Origin of the sequence: Ignatzschineria sp. RMDPL8A (assembly GCF_029815055.1) — a bacterium.
Classification (GTDB): domain Bacteria; phylum Pseudomonadota; class Gammaproteobacteria; order Cardiobacteriales; family Wohlfahrtiimonadaceae; genus CALZBJ01.
On sequence record NZ_JAPPWA010000002.1, the window covers coordinates 1122620 to 1144722 of the forward strand.

Genomic DNA, 22103 nt, shown 5'->3' on the forward strand with positions numbered 1-22103 from the left:
TTATGGTTACAACGCAACAACGACATCAATCTTTAATGCAGTGGTTTTTTGTGCTACTGCTTCTCTTTGTGGGAAATATGGCGTTCGCAAAGCAGGCATTAGTCGGTGAAGGGCGCGGAACGACCACGAATAAAGGTGAGCTGAGGATCGTCTTTCCCATTGATGAAAAGGTCTCCATTAACTCGTTTCGGTTAGCGAGTCCTGCGCGTCTTGTAATCGATATTCCCAATGCGAAATTGCGCAAACAAGCGCGGTCACTGCCGATTTCAAATCGCTTTGTCACCGGTGTTCGTTTAGGGACGCAACAAGGGACAGACCTTCGTATTGTGGTGGATTTAAAACAATCGATCCCGGCAAGTACGGCACTAATGAAGTCGCGTAATGGGTATGAGCTCGTTATTTTATTAAGCGGTGATGGCCGTGATACGCCCCAATCGGATTTAGCGGTGGGTGATCAAACCATGGTATCGGCGCAAACGGAAATTCAAGTGGCCAAAACAGTGCCGAAGAAAAATATTTTAATTGTTCTCGACCCAGGTCACGGTGGTAAAGACCCAGGGGCGCTTGGGCGTGCGGGAACGCGAGAGAAAGATGTGGTGCTTGAAATTGGTAAAAAACTGCGCGATAAAATTAACCGTGAGCGCGGTATGCGTGCGGTAATGACCCGTGATCGCGATGTCTTTATTCCGCTTCGTGAGCGGGTATTAATTGCGCGTCGTCATAAGGCGGATATGTTCGTTTCGCTCCATGCCGATGCGGGCAGCAGTACAGCCGATGGGGCATCGGTTTATATTTTATCAACAAGCGGTGCCTCGAGTGAAGCAGCGCGGATGCTCGCAAAAGCGGAAAACCGTTCGGATCTGATTGGTGGGGTAAAAATTTCTGATAAAGATGATGCGATTGCGTCAATGCTCCTCGATATCTCTCAGGATGCCACCATTGAGGCGTCAAACGCGCTTGGAAAGCATCTTTTGTCTCACTTAGGAAAGCATGCGAATCTGCATAAGAAAAATGTTGAGCGTGCAGGCTTTGCGGTCTTAAAAGCGCCGGATATTCCGTCAGTTTTAGTGGAAACGGGCTTTATCTCAAACCCTAATGAAGAGCGTAAATTAAAGAGTGCGCGTCATCAAAGTCAATTAGCCGATGATATTTTAGCGGGCATTAAGGCTTATTATCGTGAGCGTCCGGCGACTGAAATCGTCTATACCAAAGTGGCTCAAAAGCAACCGGCAGCGCAGCCTAAACCTCAAGTGGTAACCCCGCCGGTTCAAGTGGTGAAAACGCCGCCTCCTGCGAAAACGCAAAAACTGCCTGAGATTAAGCCTCAAGCCAAACCGCAAGATAATGAGATTGTGTTCCCGTCGATTCAATTTACCTCAACGGCGCAAGGTGGCAAACAAGTTGTGCCTCCTCCGGTTCAATTGGCTTCTAAACCCAATGGTTCGCAACGCTACATTACCCAAGAGGGCGATACAATTCGTGGCATCGCGAAAAAATTTGGTATCTTAGAGGGACAATTAAAACGAGCAAATCAATTGCCAAATAATCAGTTACGCGTTCCGATCGGTACCGAATTGGTGATTCCCCGCTAATCTCTAAAAGACGAGCATTCAAAGGGGCGCCGAGAGATCGAGCGGTCGCGAGGAGGGGGAATGTTACTCTATTATGTAGACCTGTTTGGAACGGCGGTCTTTGCGCTTTCGGGCGTATTAGTGGCGGCGCGTAAGCAGATGGATTTTGTCGGCGTTGTAGTCTTAGCTGCGGCCGTTGCGATCGGTGGTGGAACGCTCCGCGATCTTATCTTAGGTGTCGATACGGTGTTTTGGGTGGCGGATAATCTCTATCTCTACGTCACCTTTTTTGCGGCGGTGATTGGCGTGATTTTCCTGAAGATTTTTGATCATCTTGACCGCAGGCTCCTCCTTCCCGTCTGTGATGCGATTGGCGTTGCCGTCTTTTTAGGGATTGGGCTCACCAAATCGCTGGCCTACGGTACTTCCGATCTAGTGGCCATTATTTTAGGTACGGTAACCGCGGTGGGTGGCGGTATGCTGCGCGATCTTTTAGCTCGTGAAATCCCCTTTGTTCTTAAAAAAGAGATCTACGCCACCGCCTGTGTAATTGGTGGCGTGGTGATGGTTTCAGCCCTTCATTTAGGCCTTTCCGATACGCTTTCGCTGCTCCTTGGAATGGGGGTTACCTTGGCGATTCGCCTTATTTCTATTTTCTATTCATTACGATTACCGGAGTTTCGTCTATGACGCGTCTATTTACGTTATTTTTAACGTTTTCATTGGCTTTTTTCGGAATGTTTTCCGGGGCAAATGCCGCTTTAGTTGAGCCTCTTGATGGGCAAGATCAATCCTTTTTCTGGAAGATTGAGAAAGAGGGTACGGAGCCTTCCTATCTGCTTGGCTCAATGCATACGGGGTATAAAGATTCCGAGCTTCCGCTTGAGTATGTGGCGCACCTTGAAAAGAGTGATCGTTTAGTGCTTGAGATTTCGCCAGAAGATGAGGATCTGATGCCGTTTGTTTTTACTATGTACAATTTAGAGGGTACGACGCGAAAAGCACTCGGCGAAACGCGTTATCAAGCCCTTTTTAAAAAGTGGAGCGAGATCGGTCTTGAGCCACAATTGATCGAGAGTCTTAATCTTTGGGCGATTATGATGCTTTTTGAGATGGCGCTTCCTGAGCCATTATCTGCCGATTTTGGCGTGGATTTTCTACTAACGGAAAAGGCACGTGAACTTAATAAAGCAATGCATCCTCTTGAAGATGTCAGTGTTTCAATTGAGAAATTTAGTTCAATTCCGACGGATCGATTACTTGAAGCGATCGATATTCGTATCGAACATTTTGATGCAATGCAGGCACAAATCTCTGAACTCGCCCGCCGTTATTATGAAGGCGATACCGCAAGTGTTTTAGCCTATGCCAATGAAGATCAGCTCTCGGATTTTTATTCAGAAGAAGCGAAAGCTTATTGGGATGATTGGTTTGTTCGCCAAATTCTTACTGAGCGTAATCATCTCTGGATGCCCGAATTATTACCCCTTCTTGAGGCAGGCAATAGCTTTATTGCCGTCGGTGCACTCCATCTCTTTGGCGAAGAGGGGCTTCTTAATTTGTTAGAAAAAGAAGGCTATGAGCTCACGCCGATCATTTTAAAATAGTTACACGAAATGTTTTCTTAAACATAAGGTAATAGTGATATTACCGCTTAAGATAAAGGCCCTCTAAACGAGGGCTTTTATTTCATTTTGTAGATAGATAAGTAGGGGGGGGGTTACCCAATAAAATATTTATATAGTGTTTGAATGCTTAATGCAGTCATAATGGCTACAACAATGGCGCCAAAAATGGTTTGCCACATGGGATGTTTGTAGTCACCGACGACTTCTTTTTTATATGCGGCGATTAAGATTGGGCCTAATGTGAGAGGTAAAATCAGGCCATTGAGTGCACCGACTAAGATTAATATCTCGACAGGACGACCAACGCTCACAAAGACTACCGTTGAAATGAAGATAAATGCAATGATAAAACGATTTTGATGTTGTGCGACTTTGGGGCTAAAGATACGCAGGAACGTTACCGAGGTATACGCCGCGCCAATCACAGAGGTAACTGCAGCTGCCCACATGATCACCCCAAAAATCAGATGACCTGTTTTTCCGGCGGCATGCTCAAATACTGAAGCGACAGGATTTCCTGCGGCAAGTTTATAGCCTTGTGATATAACGCCAAGCACTGCAAGGAATAAAATGACACGCATAATGGCCGTAACGCCAATTCCCATCAAAGAGCTTTTAGAGACATCTGAAAGAGCTTCTTTACCATGAACACCTGCATCAAGCAATCGGTGTGCACCAGCAAAGGTGATATAGCCACCGACTGTTCCACCCACTAACGTGACAATTGCAAGGATTGTGCCTGAGTCAAAGGATTCAGGGATAAAAGAGCGATACGCAGCTTCTCCAACGGGGGGAGAGGATTTAAACACAACGTATAGCGTTAAAAAAATCATTAAGATTCCGGCATATTGAACAAATTTATCCATAATGCGTCCGGCTTCCTTAAACATAAAGATTCCAATTGCAATAGCGGCGCTAATCATAGCGCCTACCTCAACGGATACACCGGTAAATACATTAATTCCAAGGCCTGCCCCGGCGACGTTACCAATATTAAAGGCTAATCCGCCAATCACCACTAAAAATGAGACAAAATAGCCAAGGCCAGGTATGACTTTATTGGCAATATCTTGGCCTCGCATATTGGAGACGGTAATAATACGCCAAATATTGAGCTGTGCGCCTAAATCCAAAATAATCGAGATAAGAATCACAAATGCGAAACTTGAACCTAATTGATCGGTGAAAGTAGTCGTTTGAGTTAAAAATCCGGGACCAATAGCAGATAACCCCATGAGGAATACCGCACCAATAATAGCACTCCGTCTCTCTTTAATCGTATTCATAAGAACTCCTTTTATGGTTATTGTTATTATTATGAGTTGAGAGTAAAGCTAATTTAAATGGCAGATGTGATGGAAATATGGTGTGAATGAAGTGATTTATGAATTGCTTTAGCAAACTCAAGAGCGGTTATGCCATCACCATGAATGCAAAGTGTATCGGCTTCTAGTGAAATGATTTCTCCACAGGTCGTTGTTACACTTTTCTCTTGAATCATCTGTAAGACTTGTTTGAGCGCGATTTCAGGGTCAATAATCAATGCATTTGCTTCGCGTCTAGAGGTGAGATTACCATCTTTTTGATAGGTTCGATCCGCAAAGACCTCGCTTGCAACCGGAATATCTGCTTCACGGCCCGCCTCGATCATGCAACTTCCCGCTAAGCCGTAAAAAATAGCCTCTCCTTTTGAAATATCCGCAATAGCGTGTGCGATCGATAGGGCAAGCGTTTTATCGCGTGCCGCCATTTGATAGAGCGCACCATGAGGTTTAACATGATGCAATTTTCCGCCGATTGCCTCTAAGAAACCTTTTAGCGCACCTACTTGGTAAATAATCAAGTCGTAAGCCTCCTCAGGGGTAATTGCAAGATTGCGACGTCCAAATCCTTGTAGATCAGGCAGAGAAGGGTGCGCGCCAATTGCCACATTATTTTCTAAAGCCAGTTTAACGGTTTGATGCATAATCGTCGGGTCACCAGCGTGAAAGCCACAGGCGATATTTGCAGAGCTGATCAGCGGTAAAATAGCTGCATCATTTCCCATCTTCCATGGGCCAAAGCTCTCTCCTAAATCGCAGTTTAAATCGATTTTAAGAGCGGATTGATTATTCATAATATCCTCCAAAGGCTGTTTTTGAGAGTTGTAACATAGATTCAACAGTATTAAGGTATTGTTGTTGAACTTGCAAGCGACGATTTGCCTCAGCATCATCAATTAATTTAAAACGCACGCGTTGGCGCGTTGCAATGTAAGCGAGTTTCCAAAGTTCAGCTTGAGGGATGACAGCAATTCTAGGGTATCCACCGGTGCTTTGACACTCTGCAGCAAGAATGAGCGGTTGCCCATTTGGCGGAACTTGAATGACACCTTCAAAAACGCCTTGCGAGCGCATGTCAGTGGTGATATCTCGCGTAAGAATAGCGCCTTCTAATCGTGTCCCCATTCGATTGCTATTATTGCTAATACGCCATAGCTCTGCCCAAAATACTCGGCGAGAATCCTCTGAAAATTGATCATATTCAGGGCCTTTAAGTACTGAAATGGTTGTACTAATAAAGGTGCGATTAAATGCACGAACCCCAATTGCGTGCGTAATAACGGGCTGCTCTTTTGCAATAGGAATCAAATCCCCATCACTTAATGTAGAACCATCTTTTTTGTGTCCGCCGAGGTGATTTTTAATATCGGTACTGTAAGAATCCATTATCCGTGGCGTATCAAATCCTCCAGAGACAGCGAGATAGCAATACATACCGGAATTATGCGTTGGTTTTAATTCAACGGTCTCTCCTTTTTTTATATGAATGCGCCATCCGTGCCACCCTTGTGCTCGATCATTGATATTAATGGCGCAGTTTGAGCCGGTTACGGCAATCCAGCAGTTGCGATGAAATCGAACCTTCACCGGCGTTAAAATAACCATTTCAAGGGCTGCAGTGTTTCCAGGGTTACCGACTAAACGATTGGCTAAATGCAGTGATACACCATCAATTGCGCCTGCTTTTCCAGCCCCTAGATGGGCGTGAGAAAAACGGCCATAATCTTGGATTGTGCTACTGAGTCCTGCTTTAATGACTTCCATCATAAGAGAATCTCCTCGGCAATAAACTTCAGTTGATCGCCTGGTAAAAAGAGGGAAGGGTGTTCTCGTGTTGCATCAAAAAACGCAAGGCTTGTATTTCCGATAATTTGCCACCCTCCTGGTGATTCAGCAGGGTAAACGCCGGTTTGCGCTCCACCAATGCCGACGCTTCCTGCTGGAATTTTGAGGCGTGGTTCTGCCCGGCGAGGGGTTTCTAACGAGCGATCTAGGCCACCTAAATAAACAAATCCTGGCATAAAGCCGATAAAATAAACGGTATAGAGTGGCGCTGTGTGGCGCTGAATAACCTCCATCGGGGTTAGGTTATGAATGGCCGCAACCTCTGATAGATCAGGGCCTTTTTCTCCACCATAAATCACAGGGACTTCAATGGTCTTTCCCTTGAAATGATTGCTTAAATCAATGGAGTTAGATTGATGCCACAATGACGTTAAACGAGTAATTAATGCTTGTTTATCACAATCTGCATAGGGATTGAGTGTAAGCGTTAAACTATTCATCCCAGGAATAATATCAATAATTTGCCTATCTTCGGATGCAGTTAATTCTGTGCTAATCCACCAGATGCGTTGCTGAATGTCGAGCGTGACCGCTCCTTTTGTTGCAAGCGTAATTCCCCGATCGCCAACCGAATAAATTTCGATAGACACACTATTCCCCTTTGGTTATTAAATGCTAGTACGCGTTTTATTGAATAGCGTAATTTTAAATGGTTATTTTTATAGTATTTACACAATCAGAGTACAAAATTTTTTGAGTCGCTGTCAATATTCGATTAGGAAAGTAGGGCTTTCGCCGCATTTTAGAGCTTATATTTTTATGAAGATAAATTTGAGTAAAAACCATAATAAAAATCCAAAGAAAACTGTAAAGACCCTTTAGTTAACTCATTGAAATATTTTTCGAACAACCATTTTTCACAATTTATTTTGTAAAGATAAGTAAAATGAGGTTGTCGACATGGTTTGGTGGGTGCTATAAGTTTCTATCGACAAAAAACGATACAACATCGATTGAAACGGAGGCTCATGGAGGGTTTTGAGCGCTAGTCAAAAGGAGTGACTGCTATGAAAGGATTTAAATTAACGCTCGCGTGGCAAATTTTAATTGCCTTAATTTTAGGGATCGCCGTGGGGACGGTGCTTCATAATCAACCGGAGACGGCCACCTGGGTCGATGGGTTGATTCAAAATGGATTTAAACCAGCGGGTGAGATCTTTATTCGCTTGATTAAAATGATTGTGGTGCCGATTGTCTTTGCGACGATTGTGGTCGGCGTTGCAGGTATGGGGGATTCGAAAAAGCTCGGTCGGATCGGCTTTAAATCGATTCTCTACTTTGAGATTATTACCACCATTGCGATTGTGGTCGGGATTACGGCGGCGAATCTCTTTCATCCGGGAACGGGGATTGATGTGTCGGCGTTAACGCAAAGTGATATCTCCCAGTACGCGCAAGGGGCGGTGTCGGTTCAGCATGATAATCACTTTGTGAAAACGCTGTTAGGCCTCATTCCAACCAATATTGTGGACTCGATGGCAAAAGGAGATATGCTTGCGATTATCTTCTTTGCGGTGATCTTTGGCGTCTCTCTAGCCGGTCTTTCGAGCGATAAACGCAATCCGTTAATTAATGTGTTAAATAGCGTTGCGGAGACGATGTTTCGGGTGACCAATTTGATTATGCGTTACGCGCCGATTGGGGTGTTTGCTCTCATTGCTGTCACGGTGACGCAATTTGGATTTGAGTCGCTGATTCCGCTCTTAAAACTAGTGGTCCTTGTGTATGCGGCGATTATCTTCTTTGCGATTGTGGTCTTAGGGGGAGTGGCGAAACTCTTTGGGCTCAATATCTTTAAGTTGATGGCGATTTTAAAAGATGAATTGATTCTTGCTTATTCAACCTCAAGCTCTGAAAGTGTGCTTCCGCGCATTATGCAAAAGATGGAAGCCTATGGCGCACCGAAAGCGATTACGGGGTTTGTGATTCCAACAGGATATTCCTTTAACCTCGATGGCTCGACGCTCTACCAGAGCATTGCGGCGATCTTCGTGGCGCAATTATTTGGCATTGATCTCTCGATTTGGCAGGAGATTACTCTTGTTTTAACGCTGATGATTACCTCAAAAGGGATTGCGGGCGTTCCAGGCGTGTCGTTTGTGGTATTACTTGCAACCTTAGGCAGCGTTATGCCGATGGAGCAAGCAACTTTAGGACTTGCCTTTATTGCCGGTGTCGACCGCATTATGGATATGGCGCGTACCGCGTTAAATGTGGTGGGGAACTCTCTTGCTGCACTTGTAATTGCGAAATGGGAAGGGCAGTTTGATGAGGATAAAGCTCGCCGTTATGAAGCTGAAATGTTAGGGATCGAGGAGGATCAAAACCGAGAGGTTTTGGACGATCAAGCGTTACAGGTGCCGCTCGTTTTATCAAAGGCAGAGCAGGATTAAAACTACGATAACCTGAGTAATAAAAGCGGACAATAAAAAACCTCTTAAGCGCCGATTTATTTGAAAGGCATGCTTAAGAGGTTTTTGCGTTTTAGCCTTGATGGTTAATGTCTAAATCGACAATTAACGATTACGTTTTGCTGCGATACGCATTCTAAGCGCGTTGAGCTTGATGAAGCCTTCCGCGTCTTTTTGGTTGTATGCGCCTTCGTCATCTTCAAACGTTGCGATTGATTCATCAAAGAGAGAATCGTCTGATTTACGGCCAACAACAATGACGTTGCCTTTGTAGAGTTTAAGGCGAACTACACCGTTCACATATTCTTGTGATTTGTCGATCATGGTTTGAAGCATTTCACGCTCAGGGCTCCACCAGTAACCGTTATAGATGAGGCTTGCGTAACGTGGCATTAATTCATCTTTAAGGTGTGCAACTTCACGGTCTAAGGTGATTGATTCGATCGCGCGGTGTGCTTTAAGCATGATGGTGCCAGCTGGGGTTTCGTAGCATCCGCGAGCTTTCATACCCACGTAACGGTTTTCTACGATGTCCACACGGCCAATTCCGTTGTCGCCTGCGAGTTTGTTAAGGCGTGCCATCACCGTTGCAGGTGATAAACGCTCGCCATCGATCGCAACGATGTCCCCTTTTTCATAGGTTAATTCTAAGTAAGTTGGGGTGTTTGGAGCCTCTTCAGGAGAAACCGTCCAGCGCCACATGTCCGCTTCTGGCTCTGCCCATGGATCTTCCAAGAGGAGACCTTCATAGGAGATATGAAGTAAGTTAGCATCCATTGAATAAGGTGATTTTTTACCGTGACGGTCGATCACGATGTTGTTTTTCTCAGCATAATTGAGGAGCTTTTCACGTGACATTAAGTCCCACTCACGCCATGGTGCGATCACTTTAACGTCGGGTTTAAGTGCATAAGCACCCAGCTCGAAACGTACTTGGTCGTTTCCTTTACCGGTTGCGCCGTGTGAGATCGCATCTGCGTTGGTTTCATTGGCGATTTCGATTAAGCGTTTTGAGATTAACGGACGCGCGATTGAAGTCCCTAAAAGGTATTCGCCTTCATAAATTGCATTGGCACGGAACATTGGAAAGATAAAGTCACGAGCAAACTCTTCGCGTAGATCGTCGATATAGATCTCTTTAACCCCTAATGCTTGCGCTTTTTCGCGTGCAGGTTCAACTTCTTCGCCTTGTCCGATATCAGCGGTAAAGGTTACCACTTCACAGTTATACTCATCTTGTAGCCATTTTAAGATCACAGAGGTGTCCAGGCCGCCAGAGTAGGCGAGGACGACTTTGTTTACTTTATCCATTAGTGTCTCCTGTTGTACTAATTGCTAATTATTGATTTTGAAAAGTTCTTCAATTTCAGGGATGCTATCTTTATTGTTGATATAAAGAATTATGTGGTCATCATCTTCGATTAACGTTTCATCGTTGATGATGAGGACGTTACCTTTCCGTATGATACCAGATAAAATGGTTCCCTCGGGCCATTTTATGTCACATATATGTTTGCCGATGAGCTTCGAGCTCTCTTCTGTACCATGGGCGACAATTTCAATCGCTTCCGCGCTGCCAAGTCCAAGTGAATAGACCTGCACCACATCGCCTTTACGGATGTAGGTCAGGAGCGTACTTAAGGTGACTTGTTGCGGTGAAAAGGCAAGGTCAATCTTCGATTCTTCTTGAATCAATTCCAAAAAGGAGGAACGATTAATCAGCGTCATCGCATATTTTGCTCCAAGCCGTTTTGCGAGCATGCTCGATAAGATATTGGTCTGATCGTCGTTCGTTACCGCGCAGAAAATATCGGTGGTTTCGATATTCTCTTCAAAGAGAAGGTTTTCATCGGTACAGTCGCCTTGAAGCACTAGGCTATTATTGAGATTGGAGCTTAAGCGGTGCGCCCGATCGGAATCGGTTTCAATCACTTTAACTTGCGCAAAGGTTTCGAGTGTTTCCGCCAGTTGCGCGCCGATATTCCCGCCACCTGCGATAATAATTTTCTTCGCCGTTTTATTGGTGGGATTGAGCTTTTCAATGAGATGTCGGGCTTGATGACGCGCCGTTAAAAAGTAGAGATAATCCCCCGGAAGAAGTACGGTTTCACCATTTGGGAAAAATTCCTCCCCATCGCGAAAGAGTACGGTGAAATTAACATTAATATGGGGCAGTTTCTCGCGGATCTCAGCAATGGAGCGATAGGCAAAGGGTGCGCCTTCTTGAATGTCGGTAGAGATCATCAGCGCTTTCCCTTTGGCAAAACGTAGCACATCGTGCGCGCCGGGAAGCTCGATAATATTTTTAATCTGATCGGTTACTAAAATTTCCGGGCTGATCACCACGTCAATATTAAATGCTGAATTGATCTTATAACCAAAGATATTGTCGGAATGCTCGATATAGGCTTGGGAGCGCAGACGGGCAATTTTGAGTTTGACATTAAAGAGAGAATAGGCAAGCTGACAGGCCACAATATTGACCTCATCACTTGATGTAACGGCAATTATAATATCGGCACTGGCAGCATCCGCTTCCTCTAAAACGGTGGGATGCGCCGCGTTACCACGAATGGTACGGATATCATATTGCTCTTTAAGGGCCGCTAACGGTTCGTAGTGACTATCGATAATCGTAATCTCATTTTGCGCCTCTTTCGAAAAGACGTGCGCAACCGTGGAGCCAACCTGACCTGCGCCTAAAATTAAAATCTTCATGACAAATTTGCTTATGGAATAATCGCACTCAATTATAGCCCATTTAAAAGGGGATTGATACGAGGCTTCACAACAAACGCTAAGTTTTTTATAAAATGCAACTGATTACTGAAAATGATTTGAAAAGAAGAATGATTTTCGTTAGTATGCGCACTTACAAGTAAGTTTGAGTTGCTTGATTATTAAGGCGACAAACCTCGTTAGGTGAGGCTCCTATAGGGAGATACGTTACTGCCCAGAAACGTCGAGAGACACCAATGGGTTAGCAGAGAAAATCGAATTAAGGTTTCTTTAATGTAACTGGTTAAATGGAGCATTAACCGGCCCTATAGTGCTAAAACTTTACGAAGGGGGATCCTTCAAACATCGACTTTGAGCGTCTCATGTTGAGGCGACTCAGCCATCGTTGCGTCAATTTTGGTAAAACCTCCATCGCTATCGAATAAATATGCGAAAATAGAGCCCATTGTGAACGGCATCTATTTTTAGTCATTATTGATATCAAATTTATTGAGCTTTATTGATAATCAAGCTGCGCTCGAATTGTATAATTATATATTCGTGCTAAAAGATGAGGGAGTATCCTATGGTCATTCAAGATCTCAAGATGAGCTTTGCAGAAGATACCGTCGGTTCGTTAATGAGCCACGAGTTTATCCGCATTCCTGAAGATTATACCGCTGATGAAGCGATTGTATATCTGCGCCAAAATGTGCGTGGAAAGGCCAATATTCACTATATCTATGTGGTCGATAGCACCGAAAAGATTAAGGGCGTACTCTCACTTCGCGAGCTCTTAGGCGCAAAAGGCGACCTTATTTTAAAAGAGTTTATGAAAAAAGAGCTCATTGTGCTCGATTCAAATCTCGACCAAGAACTTGCCGCGCGAATCTTCCAAGATACCGACCTTGTCACCATTCCCGTTGTGGATGAAGAGCGTCATATGATTGGGGTAATCCACGTCGATGCGATGATGGACGTTATGCAGGAAGAGGCTACCGAAGATATTCATAAAATGGCGTCGATCTCGGTGGACGATGAGAAAATTGAGGGTGGGCTATTAAAAGCGCCATCGCTCTGGCTCTACGTTAAACGGATGCCGTGGCTGGTAATTTTAGTCTTTGTGAATCTATTATCCGGCGCGGGGATTGCCAATTATGAAGAATTAATTGGGCAATACGTTCACGTGGTATTCTTCTTACCGCTTTTGATTGCAAGTGGTGGAAATACCGGATCGCAATCGACGACGCTGGTGATTCGTTCGATGGCAGTCGGTGATGTTAAAGCGCAAGATTGGTTTAAAGTGATAATGAAAGAGCTTTCCGTTGCGATCCTCCTTGGGCTGACGATGGCGATTGCGATCGCAGGGATTGGTTATTATCGTGGCGTGCATAGTGCGATGGGGAATGTGGGGCTAGAAACAGCGATTGCGGTCGGTTCATCGATGGTGATTGTTGTGCTTTTCGGAGGCCTCCTCGGGGCGATTCTCCCCTTTATCTTCCGTTGGTTTAAACTTGACCCGGCAACGGCGAGCACACCGCTTGTCACCTCAATTTGTGATATCGCAGGGGTCTTTATCTATTTTGGCATTGCGAGCATGTTTTTAAATATTGGTTAATTTAATTGCCGATTTTGATAAAAACGTGATAAAAGATCTGAAAGGGCGAGTGTTGGACTTGCCCTTTTGTTATGGTAAAGGGAATTACATAAGGGAGCGTAACGCATGTTAAAACGACTGGAATCGATGATTGAATCCTTCGAGCCGTATCTTAAACGGCAAAATTTAGCGGTAGCGCTATTTGGATTCTCCTCCGGGCTTCCGATTATGATGACGTTGATGACGCTCACCTATTGGCTCTCAAGCCACGGCGTCAAAAAAGAGATGATCGGACTTGCCTCGCTTTTAGGATTACCATATGCCTTTAAATTCCTGTGGGCACCACTTCTTGATCAATATCGCTTGCCGCTATTTGGATTATTTGGGCGCCGTAAAGGTTGGATTCTCTTTTTTCAGCTCGGTTTAGCACTCGTTTTTGTCGGATTATCGTTTATCGATCCGAAATCCTCGCCGATATTAACGGGGTTATTGATCTTTATTCTCGCCTTTTTCTCTGCAAGCCAAGACATTGTGATTGACGCTTATCGCATTGACTATTTAACGCCGGAAGAGCAGTCTTATGGCAGCAGTAGCTCGCTGATGACCTATCGTTTAGGGATGCTCGTCATGGGTGCAGGTGTGCTCAGTCTTTCGGACTATTTAAGTTGGGGAATTATCTTTATGCTACTCGCGGGGCTTTTTATGACGCTCGCGATTGCTACGCTATTTATCACGGAGCCCGAGATCATGCTTGAAGCGGATAAGAGCGAAGAACATGATGCGCCAAAAACGATTAAAGGCCATCTGCGTAATCTTTTTAAGAGTACGATGCTTACCTTTAAGCAATTTTTTATCCGCGATAAATCTCTGATAATCCTATTTTTTATTATCTGTTATAAATTGCCCGATGCGATTTCTGGCGTAATGGTGGCAGATTTTTATACCGATATGGGCTATAACGGCACTCAAATTGGGGTGGTTACTAAAGTTTACGGGCTTATTGCAACGCTCATAGGCGCGTTTGTGGCGGGAAGTGTGATCCGTACGATCGGAATTTATAAAAGCCTCCTCTATTCGGCGGTTGCGATCGGGGTGACGAATTTAGGCTATCTATTAATTTTGCATTATCCGACGATCCATTCATTAGTGATTGCGATCACGTTAGAGAATTTTGTCTCTGGGTTTGCGAGCGCGCTCTTTATTATGTTTTTAAGCTTGCTTTGCGACCGGAATTATTCGGCGACGCAATATGCGCTATTAAGTTCCCTTTCGGCGGTTGGGCTTCGTCTTCTTGGAGGGAGTTCGGGGTTTTTAGTGGCGGAATATGGTTGGTATGATTTCTTTATCGGCACGGCATTTCTCTTTATTCCGGGGGTGATTCTGCTCTTTGTGATTCGCCGAGAAGTCAAACCGTTAACGCCGATGGAATAAAAAAGCACTGCGGATTTTAAGGGCAGGAACCCTGTCATCGCGTCAGTGCTTAGATCTTCAATTACACAATGTTAATTGAACGAATTATGCAACGGTAAATTCAGCAGTAACGATCTCATTGGCCGTGGGGTTGTCTGGGTCAATTGACGTGGTAAGTTTAAGACTCATCTCATCGCCAGTCTTCATTTTGGCAACGCCTTTGGGTGTACCGGTAAAGACTAAATCCCCTTTCTGAAGACCGTAGATGGAATTTAAATGCTCCAAAAGCGTGGGGATATCAAAAATCAGCTCAGAGAGATGCCCGGTTTGACGGCGCTCACCATTGACATCGAGTGAAAAACGAATCTGTCCAAGCGGCATTGCGGCCTCTGAAAAGGGAATGAATTTTGAGATTGGCGCTGCGCCTTTAAAGCCTTTACTGCGCGACCAAGGATGCCCTTTTGATTTTTCAATTGATTGAATATCTCGCGCGGTGAGATCAAGCCCAAGTCCGATTGCCCCAATAAAATTGAGCGCATTCTCTTTGGTGAGTCCTTCGGCATCTTTATTGATGAAAAGTACCAGTTCCGCCTCGTGATGCACATCCTCAGAATAGACAGGAAGAGGAATCTGAGACCCTTCATGAAGAAGCGTGCCGGTGGGCTTAAAAAATACAAGTGGGGCTTCGGGAACCGGATTATTAAGCTCGTGGGCGTGCTCAATATAGTTGCGTCCAATGCAAAAAATGTTACGAACCGGTTCTTTATCATGGCGAATAACAATGTAACTCATACTAATCTCCTCGTTGTTTTTATCTGAAGATAATCCACTCTTCTCCCATCATTTGTACCATGCTTAACCCGCTTTGAGAAGATTTTTCTTGTGCGTAAATGGAGAGGGGCGGAAGAAAAAAGGGAAAGAGTGTGATGCTCTTTCCCGCGGGTTATATCATGGGAGATCTTAAATGGATAGAATAATCAAAAGATCACTATTGTGCGATGTAGCGTTTATATGGGTCATATCCCATGCCGCGGCGGGTATAAGCGCGTTCTGCCTGTAGACAGGGGCTGTTTGTTCGAATGGTTGATTCTCCCTGATGTCTTTCGTCCCAGCTACCATTTGATTGACGGATTTTATCAATTTCAGTTAGGCAGCTATTATAGGTTTGGACGAAAATTTCATCCTCATTTAAGAAGTGTTTGATTAGCTCTTCACTTTTTTGATTCCACTCATTTGTCCAAACACGGCAGTTTGTTGAGTAGCTACCATCTTTACAGTAATCGGCTTTTTTAGTCTCTATTGCAGAGAGATCTAAACCGTCCAATTCGGCCTTGCCTTGTTCGCTTGTAGCCATTTCCCATACAGAACAGACAGATCCACTGCGTTTATCAAGATTACAAAACTCATTTTCTTTCTCTTTTAATTCAAGGAATGAAAATTGTAACAGTTCTGTTTTTCCAGAGGTGACCGCCTCATCATAGATCTCTTTCCAAGCGGCGCAAGAGGGGCTGGGGGCTTGCAAAAATCCTTGGTTACACTCTACTTTGAGGTATTCAGAGATTGTGGTTTGCCAGGTGGCATTTTTATGTTGCTCAAGAATCGCTGCTTTTTCAGTTGCGATCTCTTTTAAGCGTGCCTCTTCTTCACGTTGTTTTTTAAGCTCTCGCTCCGCAACTTCTTTCTCATAATCGAGTTGGCGCTGTTTTTTTAGGGCAGCATCGGCTGCATGGCACTCTTTGTCGTTGAATGCTTTTTCGTACGCTTTTTCATCATTTTTTTCGATAGCAGCGTAGATCTTTTCTTCACAGGACTTTAGTTTAGTTTCAGCCTTATCTTGATGTTTAAAGAAGTACTCTTCATCGTGTTCGCCACATCCTACTAATAGGACGCTTAGAAGTCCCGCCGCAATGATTTTTTTCATATCATATCCTCATTTTTTGCAATAAATTGATTTGTAGTTTTAAAAACATCGTGACATATTATCACTAAACGCATTTTTATATAATGATTTATTATTTTCAATAAGCAATTGATAATAATAGTGGTTGGTAATAAAAAGCCCCAACATTAAAAGTCGGGGCATGGATGATTGAATGATTGCGTTTTATGATGGCGCGTTAGAAGTTATAACGGATTCCAAAGTTCGCTTGGACGGAGTCGTCGATATAACTACCTGAACGATAATTTACTTCACCAAAAAGGGATAAATCATCTTGGATTTTTGCGTTAAAACCGACGCCGGCTTTGATGTGATCGCCTGAGAAATCATTGACGAAATTGTGGCGATTATTAATGCGGACTTTATTGTCATCAATAAATTCGTGATTCCACGCAAATTTCACATAGGGTGAGAAAATGGTGCTATTTTCGAGATTAAAATCTTTCCCGAAGCTAAAGCCCAGTTCACTTGTGAGGGAATCGTGTGAGCTGATATGCGCTTCCATGCCATTGCTGAGTTTAATGTCTTTACTATTGACGCTGATATAGCTGAGTTTCCCGTAGGGTTCGATCCAGAGATTATTACCTAAATCCCAATCGTATCCGGCTTCAAGCGAGAGTCCATACCCGTGTTGCGAATAGTCACTTGAGACGATATCGCCTTGGGTTGATCGGGCGCGAAGTTCATTATCAAAATGGTTATATTTTAAAACCCCATCAAGATAAAATCCGTTGTCAAAAAAGTAGGTTGCATAAAGCCCTAATGAATAACTATCGACCTTACTTTTGCCGCCACGATGATGTTTCACATCGGACCAGCTGTAGTTCGCCATTCCTCCAAGAAGAAGTGATCCAGAATCGAGCGTTAACACGGTATCTGCCCCAATCTCTAAGCCCATTTGTTCAAGGTCAAAGTGGGCAGGGCCTTCCTTAATTTTAGTGGAATCCCCAATAACACGCCCCCAAACGCCGGCGCTTTCTGCATTGGCTTTTACGCTCCCTTTACGAAAGCGAAGATTATTCATCTCGTTTGCCATAATCAGTTGTGGCGCGCTCGCTAAACTAATCACTGCATCCGTTGATGGCGTTGTTTCGAGGATTGGTGGAGTTGGATCGATCGGATTTGGATCCGTTGGATCGGGATCGATCTGTTTTTCAGCACTTAAATACCAAACTTTTTTGTTGTTTTCATCACGATTATGAAGATAAAAGAGGTAGGTACCGCCATCGATCGCATTGATGTTTGTCCCATCTACTTTCGTGAGAGCAAAATGGGTATTACCACTTTCATCCGTTACAAGAGGAAATTCTATTTCATCTGGTTTAGTGATCTCAACACCGGAGTCTTTTACGCCAAGCTTATGGCTTCCACTCCCGTTTATAATGTAGAGGTAATCCCCATCATCTTCTGCAATGGAGGAGCGGAGATTAAAAAGCCCGCCATTACCAGTGAGGTTCTCAATTTCAAGCGTGGTATATTCGTTACCCACAAAATTAATGACTGAATCATCATCGCTAAAGGTGAGATTGTTGATATTAGAATATTCAGTGATATTCCAGGTTGTACCCTTTAGGTCGAAGTTGATTTCGCTCCCATCGCTGTAATAAGAGTTTCCGGTAATAGTCGAACCTGGATCAAATGTCATATCGATATAAGCATCACCCTTTTCGCCAGAAAAAGCAGCAATACGACCATTTAAAGTATATTTCCCTGATTTACCTATGATGTTTCCACCATTCCATACATATAGGGAATATGCACTTTTTGAAGGATCATCTGATCGTGCTTGCATCGTGCCCCCATTTAAAATAACTTTAGAGTGGTGCATGTCTTGAATATTATTGGGATGCCACGCATAGATAGCATATGCATTGCCAGCGGTGGATTCTGCTAGGAGGTTTAATCCTTTCTTTGCAATTACAGTTCCTCCATAGCTTGACCCCAATGCCTCACTATCTCCTTTATTAGTAGAGGTATGAATCCTAGAGTTTTCTCCAAGATTGATAGTGGCACCTGTATTATGTGCCTGTATGCCTTGCGCTTTGCCTTTGCCCAAGTTTTTGATGCTAAATGTAGAGTTGTCTCCAACATTAGCCTCAAAAATGCTTCCGATTCCAGCATTATAGAGCTCAGTCGCGCCTAAAACTTGCAGTCCAATAACCCACTCACCAGCATTTCCTGTGATGTTAACTGTCGAGTTTTCACCGATGGTTATACGAGAGCCATTAAATGAATTATCCTTAAGAGTTCCGGTTTCAACATAAATACCATCAATAGCTTCGTCCGTTGATGTGCCGTTGTCATCCACTGTATAAATCAATTGCTTAAAATTGGCATCTGAGTTTTTTACAATTAAACTTTCGATTCCGTAATTAAGGTAGTTCTGAAGTGTATGCGTGATATCGACAACGCCATCATACTTAAATAATTTCGTATCTGAAATGCGTAAAGCAGTAGTATCAGATGTCTTAATCACGCCTCCAGCATCAATTAACTCCTGCAGATTTGTGACGGTTGACGTTGCAGGAGCTGCGTAGATGATTCCACCGGCGAGAATCGCGCTCACAAGTAGATATAAGCGTTTTTTGTTATGGTTCATAGTTGTTTGTCTTCCTTTATCTTACGTTGCATAAGATGTAACCAAAATGATATCTCTACTTCATGTTAACAATTAAAATAATGTAATTAAATGTAAGTTTTTGTTTTTAATTGTTGGCATGTTAATTATATAAATTGATAGATTGTTACGCAACTATGCAAAGGATGGGAGATAATGATGAGAGAGGTATGGAGAAAAAGGAGGGGGATGTATAAAGGGAAGGGCATAAAAAACAGTTATAAAAAAAAGACCTCTTAAATAACATATTTTTATTTAAATACAGTTAGATAGAGGTCTTGATAAAGGTGTTTGAAAGTGCCGCATTGAGCGGGCCAATCATACCGATTATTGAAATTAACCATCGATTTATGTTTGCATCATTTAATCAAGTTTTTCTCATAAGAGGGCAGATTGATCGCACAATGCGGACAAATTAAATCATGGGACTCAAATAAAAGAATCGAGCTTAGTTGATCTATATTACCTTATCCACGGATGGATTTTTATCATGTGAATGATCTTGGCGAACTAGCCTAAATAGGGGTTGACCGTTAAGCGTTGGAAATTCTCTTCATTGAGCGCAAGGTCTAAGGCGAGCGTTAAAAGATCTTCAATAAAGGGGTCTTTTGAACGATCATCTTTTTTGGTGCGATCAATGTGTTTGAGGTAAACGTTGCATTCGCCGCACGTCTCGGCAGTCGCTTTAAGATCTTCCTCATCAATTGAGATGAGCTGAATATCTTTTGAGCTTTTGCAATGGGTGCATTGGCTGCGCACGTGGTGCCATTTGGTTTCGCACAGTGAACAGACAAGGTAGCGTAGGCCATTATCGTCGGCATCAATCACGCTGCTAATCGCAGGGCTTTGGCAACAAGGGCAGAGCGATTTATCTAGTAAAAGATAATCGTCCGACACCTTGAGTGTCGTTGCAATTTTGTATAACACTGTATGCAGCGCGCTAAAAATAAAGAGGCGATACTCCGCTGGAACGTCGTCCATATTGAGCTCATGGGCTGCTTTAAAATAGTTTAAACGGGTTGCATTATCGAGTGATAACAGCGTATCGATGGCGGCTTTCACCTTATCGTTAATGAGATCGGCTTGCAAAAAACGTGCCGTGGTCTCTAAGGCGATATTGAGCGCCTCTTCGTAATGATCAAGTGACTTAAAGAAGGGCACTTTTTCATTGGTTTCAAAGGTGAATTGATCCATTTTGCGGAAACTATTTTGTTCCGCTTCCACGAGCGTTTTTAAGAAGATCAGATTCGGTTCGCCAGGGTGCGCTTTAAGGGCCTTTTCAAGCTCTGAAATGCGATTGGCAAAGTGCTGATCACGCGGTGGCATGACGGGAATAATGGCTTCAATTTTACCTGTAGGTATCATAGTCTATCCTTGTTAAAAAATAATAAGCGCAATCTCGCGAGAGCGCTTATTAGATTTGTTCGATTCACTTCAATGACGAGTGCGTTACTTTTCGCTAGCTTTTGCGTGATTTTCCATCACTTCAGCATGCCATTTAGGATGATGTTTTTTCGCCCATGTTTCAGTAACGACGCCTTCGGTCATTGCGCGAATGGTTCCTTTAACCCAGATTGCCGCATATACGTGAACGATGATCGATGCGATTAAGATTAACGCTGACCATGCGTGCAGTAAGATTGCGATACGGCGTGCAGGCACTGAGAAGTTGTTCGCAAAGTAGGGTTGCCACATCATCACGCCTGTAATAACAAGAACGATCAGACATACAGTCATTGCCCAGAACATCACTTTTTGCCCACCGTTGTATTTCCCAACGTTTGGCATGTGATCACCGCGAATCACTTTCTTCACAGAAAGTGCCCATTTTACGTCGTCCATATCTGGCACGTTACGAGTAACGTAACGGAAGAATTGGCGTGCAAAGCCTAAGAACATGATGACTCCTACGAAAGGATGCACGATTCTTGCCATTTGTGGCGTACCGAATACTTGTGTTAACCAGAAGAAGCTTGGGTAGAAAAACGCAAGTCCTGATAAGGCTAACAAAATAAAACATGCAGCGACAATCCAATGGTTAATGCGCTCTGCTGCATTATAGCGCTGAATTAGACGTTGTGGTTTCATGGATTATTTCTCCTTGTTTAACTGCTTGATTACTTTGTTATCAGCTTTAGGATCAACTTTTACCGCATCCTCTTCATCGTCATCTGCACGGCTTGGGCCGACAGTGATGTAGTGAAGGAATCCAGTAAAGATCGACGCCGCGATACCAAAGGTCGAAAGCGGTTTGAGGAAGCCTTTCCAAAGTTTGGTAAGAGGACTGATCTGTGGTTTATCTGGCAGACCGCTATAAAGGCTTGGCTTATCGTTGTGATGAAGAACGTACATTACGTGCGTTCCGCCGACGCCTTCAGGGTCATAAAGACCGGCATTGTCATATCCACGATTGGTCAAGTCTTTAATACGCGTTTGCGCGTACTCTTTCATATCCTCTTTAGAACCGAATTGAATCGCACCCGTTGGGCATGATTTCACACACGCAGGCTCTTGGCCTACGGATACACGGTCCGAACAGAGCGTACATTTATACGCTTTGTTATCTTTTTTACTAATGCGAGGAATATTGAAAGGACAACCGGTCACACAGTATCCACATCCAATACAGTTTTCTTGATGGAAATCCACAATACCGTTTGAGTATTGAATGATTGCGCCCGGTGAAGGACAAGCTTTTAAACAGCCCGGATCTTCACAGTGCATACAGCCATCTTTACGGATTAACCACTCAAGGGTAGTATCACCCTCATCATCTACAGTTTCATGCTCAGCAAAGCGCATGACCGTCCAGGATTGGTCAGATAAGTCGATTGGGTTATCGTAAACCCCAACACATTCGCCCACTTCATCTTGCAGGTCGTTCCACTCGGAACAGGCTACCTGACACGCTTTACACCCGATACAAACCGTGGTGTCGATCAGTTTTGCAACTTCAAGAGTTTCACGAGCTTGAGGTGAGGGCGTCGATGTCGCAGAGCGACGTTTAATGTCTAATGATTGTAGTGCCATTTTTGTCTATCCCTC

At 43.8% G+C, this 22103-nt stretch carries 18 protein-coding genes and 1 riboswitch; of the genes, 6 read left to right on the plus strand and 12 right to left on the minus strand.

Annotation, left to right across the window (positions count from 1 at the left end):
- Nucleotides 1–2 precede the first annotated feature (2 nt).
- From OXI21_RS06690 to OXI21_RS06700, 3 genes are read left to right on the plus strand one after another with little or no spacing between them, the layout of a single operon-like run.
- Nucleotides 3–1592: an N-acetylmuramoyl-L-alanine amidase gene (locus OXI21_RS06690; protein ID WP_279618783.1), complete on the plus strand. Its 1590-nt coding sequence runs from the start codon at nucleotides 3–5 to the stop codon at nucleotides 1590–1592.
- Between the two features lie 60 nt (nucleotides 1593–1652).
- Nucleotides 1653–2261 (plus strand): trimeric intracellular cation channel family protein, encoded by a 609-nt coding sequence (locus OXI21_RS06695; protein ID WP_279618784.1) that lies wholly within the window; start codon nucleotides 1653–1655, stop codon nucleotides 2259–2261.
- On the plus strand, nucleotides 2258–3178 hold the full coding sequence (locus tag OXI21_RS06700) for a TraB/GumN family protein (RefSeq protein WP_279618785.1): 921 nt from the start codon (nucleotides 2258–2260) through the stop codon (nucleotides 3176–3178). The genes OXI21_RS06695 and OXI21_RS06700 overlap by 4 nt, the downstream gene beginning before the upstream one ends.
- Nucleotides 3179–3291: 113 nt before the next feature.
- On the opposite strand, the gene OXI21_RS06705 is transcribed toward OXI21_RS06700, so the two are convergent.
- From OXI21_RS06705 to pxpB, 4 genes are read right to left on the minus strand one after another with little or no spacing between them, the layout of a single operon-like run.
- Nucleotides 3292–4485 (minus strand): divalent metal cation transporter, encoded by a 1194-nt coding sequence (locus tag OXI21_RS06705; protein ID WP_279618786.1) that lies wholly within the window; start codon nucleotides 4483–4485, stop codon nucleotides 3292–3294.
- A gap of 53 nt (nucleotides 4486–4538) precedes the next feature.
- Nucleotides 4539–5315 (minus strand): LamB/YcsF family protein, encoded by a 777-nt coding sequence (locus OXI21_RS06710; protein ID WP_279618787.1) that lies wholly within the window; start codon nucleotides 5313–5315, stop codon nucleotides 4539–4541.
- Nucleotides 5308–6288: a biotin-dependent carboxyltransferase family protein gene (locus tag OXI21_RS06715; protein ID WP_279618788.1), complete on the minus strand. Its 981-nt coding sequence runs from the start codon at nucleotides 6286–6288 to the stop codon at nucleotides 5308–5310. The genes OXI21_RS06710 and OXI21_RS06715 overlap by 8 nt, the downstream gene beginning before the upstream one ends.
- Entirely contained in the window at nucleotides 6285–6956 is a 672-nt protein-coding gene (pxpB, locus tag OXI21_RS06720) for a 5-oxoprolinase subunit PxpB (RefSeq protein ID WP_279618789.1), read from the minus strand. Before pxpB ends, OXI21_RS06715 begins: the two co-directional genes overlap by 4 nt.
- A gap of 417 nt (nucleotides 6957–7373) precedes the next feature.
- On the opposite strand from pxpB, the gene gltP reads away from it, so the two are divergent.
- On the plus strand, nucleotides 7374–8759 hold the full coding sequence (gene gltP / locus OXI21_RS06725) for a glutamate/aspartate:proton symporter GltP (RefSeq protein ID WP_279618790.1): 1386 nt from the start codon (nucleotides 7374–7376) through the stop codon (nucleotides 8757–8759).
- Between the two features lie 123 nt (nucleotides 8760–8882).
- Here the strand turns inward: gltP and OXI21_RS06730 are convergent, their stop codons facing one another.
- Together OXI21_RS06730 and trkA are read right to left on the minus strand one after the other, a co-directional pair.
- Nucleotides 8883–10088 carry an argininosuccinate synthase gene (locus OXI21_RS06730; RefSeq protein WP_279618791.1) on the minus strand — a complete coding sequence of 402 codons (1206 nt, stop codon included), beginning with the start codon at nucleotides 10086–10088 and terminating at the stop codon, nucleotides 8883–8885.
- A 24-nt stretch (nucleotides 10089–10112) separates the two neighbouring features.
- Nucleotides 10113–11495: a Trk system potassium transporter TrkA gene (trkA, locus tag OXI21_RS06735; protein ID WP_279618792.1), complete on the minus strand. Its 1383-nt coding sequence runs from the start codon at nucleotides 11493–11495 to the stop codon at nucleotides 10113–10115.
- Between the two features lie 189 nt (nucleotides 11496–11684).
- A riboswitch (M-box (ykoK) riboswitch) is annotated at nucleotides 11685–11855 on the plus strand.
- A gap of 226 nt (nucleotides 11856–12081) precedes the next feature.
- Here trkA and mgtE point away from each other — a divergent pair.
- Complete coding sequence (gene mgtE, locus OXI21_RS06740) at nucleotides 12082–13113, plus strand: magnesium transporter (RefSeq protein WP_279618793.1); 1032 nt, start codon at nucleotides 12082–12084, stop codon at nucleotides 13111–13113.
- A 105-nt stretch (nucleotides 13114–13218) separates the two neighbouring features.
- Nucleotides 13219–14523, plus strand: coding sequence for an MFS transporter (locus OXI21_RS06745; RefSeq protein ID WP_279618794.1), 1305 nt, complete (start codon nucleotides 13219–13221; stop codon nucleotides 14521–14523).
- A gap of 84 nt (nucleotides 14524–14607) precedes the next feature.
- On the opposite strand, the gene OXI21_RS06750 is transcribed toward OXI21_RS06745, so the two are convergent.
- The 6 genes from OXI21_RS06750 to fdxH form a co-directional block, all read right to left on the minus strand.
- Nucleotides 14608–15294: a fumarylacetoacetate hydrolase family protein gene (locus OXI21_RS06750; RefSeq protein WP_279618795.1), complete on the minus strand. Its 687-nt coding sequence runs from the start codon at nucleotides 15292–15294 to the stop codon at nucleotides 14608–14610.
- Nucleotides 15295–15490: 196 nt separating this feature from the next.
- A complete protein-coding gene (locus OXI21_RS06755) occupies nucleotides 15491–16423 on the minus strand; it encodes a hypothetical protein (protein WP_279618796.1) in 933 nt (310 codons plus the stop codon).
- A gap of 196 nt (nucleotides 16424–16619) precedes the next feature.
- Nucleotides 16620–19040, minus strand: a complete 2421-nt coding sequence (locus OXI21_RS06760) for an autotransporter outer membrane beta-barrel domain-containing protein (RefSeq protein WP_279618797.1) — start codon at nucleotides 19038–19040, stop codon at nucleotides 16620–16622.
- A gap of 528 nt (nucleotides 19041–19568) precedes the next feature.
- Nucleotides 19569–20423 carry a formate dehydrogenase accessory protein FdhE gene (fdhE, locus tag OXI21_RS06765; RefSeq protein WP_279618798.1) on the minus strand — a complete coding sequence of 285 codons (855 nt, stop codon included), beginning with the start codon at nucleotides 20421–20423 and terminating at the stop codon, nucleotides 19569–19571.
- A gap of 84 nt (nucleotides 20424–20507) precedes the next feature.
- Complete coding sequence (locus OXI21_RS06770) at nucleotides 20508–21146, minus strand: formate dehydrogenase subunit gamma (protein WP_279618799.1); 639 nt, start codon at nucleotides 21144–21146, stop codon at nucleotides 20508–20510.
- Nucleotides 21147–21149: 3 nt separating this feature from the next.
- Nucleotides 21150–22088 (minus strand): formate dehydrogenase subunit beta, encoded by a 939-nt coding sequence (gene fdxH / locus OXI21_RS06775; protein WP_279618801.1) that lies wholly within the window; start codon nucleotides 22086–22088, stop codon nucleotides 21150–21152.
- Between the last annotated feature and the right edge of the window lie 15 nt (nucleotides 22089–22103).

Bases quoted from the DNA above. Each gene is read 5' to 3' on its own strand.
- OXI21_RS06690 (WP_279618783.1), top strand. From the start codon at position 3: ATGGTTACAACGCAACAACGACATCAATCTTTAATGCAGTGGTTTTTT.
- OXI21_RS06695 (WP_279618784.1), top strand. From the start codon at position 1,653: ATGTTACTCTATTATGTAGACCTGTTTGGAACGGCGGTCTTTGCGCTT.
- OXI21_RS06700 (WP_279618785.1), top strand. From the start codon at position 2,258: ATGACGCGTCTATTTACGTTATTTTTAACGTTTTCATTGGCTTTTTTC.
- OXI21_RS06705 (WP_279618786.1), bottom strand. From the start codon at position 4,485: ATGAATACGATTAAAGAGAGACGGAGTGCTATTATTGGTGCGGTATTC.
- OXI21_RS06710 (WP_279618787.1), bottom strand. From the start codon at position 5,315: ATGAATAATCAATCCGCTCTTAAAATCGATTTAAACTGCGATTTAGGA.
- OXI21_RS06715 (WP_279618788.1), bottom strand. From the start codon at position 6,288: ATGATGGAAGTCATTAAAGCAGGACTCAGTAGCACAATCCAAGATTAT.
- gltP (WP_279618790.1), top strand. From the start codon at position 7,374: ATGAAAGGATTTAAATTAACGCTCGCGTGGCAAATTTTAATTGCCTTA.
- OXI21_RS06730 (WP_279618791.1), bottom strand. From the start codon at position 10,088: ATGGATAAAGTAAACAAAGTCGTCCTCGCCTACTCTGGCGGCCTGGAC.
- trkA (WP_279618792.1), bottom strand. From the start codon at position 11,495: ATGAAGATTTTAATTTTAGGCGCAGGTCAGGTTGGCTCCACGGTTGCG.
- mgtE (WP_279618793.1), top strand. From the start codon at position 12,082: ATGGTCATTCAAGATCTCAAGATGAGCTTTGCAGAAGATACCGTCGGT.
- OXI21_RS06745 (WP_279618794.1), top strand. From the start codon at position 13,219: ATGTTAAAACGACTGGAATCGATGATTGAATCCTTCGAGCCGTATCTT.
- OXI21_RS06750 (WP_279618795.1), bottom strand. From the start codon at position 15,294: ATGAGTTACATTGTTATTCGCCATGATAAAGAACCGGTTCGTAACATT.
- OXI21_RS06755 (WP_279618796.1), bottom strand. From the start codon at position 16,423: ATGAAAAAAATCATTGCGGCGGGACTTCTAAGCGTCCTATTAGTAGGA.
- OXI21_RS06760 (WP_279618797.1), bottom strand. From the start codon at position 19,040: ATGAACCATAACAAAAAACGCTTATATCTACTTGTGAGCGCGATTCTC.
- fdhE (WP_279618798.1), bottom strand. From the start codon at position 20,423: ATGATACCTACAGGTAAAATTGAAGCCATTATTCCCGTCATGCCACCG.
- OXI21_RS06770 (WP_279618799.1), bottom strand. From the start codon at position 21,146: ATGAAACCACAACGTCTAATTCAGCGCTATAATGCAGCAGAGCGCATT.
- fdxH (WP_279618801.1), bottom strand. From the start codon at position 22,088: ATGGCACTACAATCATTAGACATTAAACGTCGCTCTGCGACATCGACG.